The sequence below is a fragment of the Fructilactobacillus sp. X2R1C1 genome (assembly GCF_059901435.1).
The window spans coordinates 1-305 of record NZ_JBWXUV010000064.1; the positions used below are offsets into that span (position 1 = coordinate 1).

Here is a 305-nt window from a genome sequence, read left to right on the forward strand (position 1 = left end):
TTATAGACCTATTTTGATTTGGATCAGGATGAATATAATAATTCCCATCTTTAGCAATATGAGCTACTACAGTATGAGACACATCGTTACCATCTATTGCTTTATATCGATCTAAAAATCCTGTCTTATTCTTATGAGATTGCCATTCAGGTTTTAGTTGATTATATCTTATAGTTTCTCCATGTTTTTTAGCAATGGCAACAAACTTATATATATCTAAATCTTTTAATCGATGTTTTCGTGCAACATTCATCGTTAAAGGTAAATTATATCTTCTATAATACTTCTTCTTTAAAGAACCAATA

At 28.5% G+C, this 305-nt stretch carries 1 pseudogene; it reads right to left on the reverse strand.

The features are described from left to right. Positions 1 to 305: pseudogene (locus AC6UDG_RS07520) on the reverse strand (DNA (cytosine-5-)-methyltransferase); the annotation flags it as partial.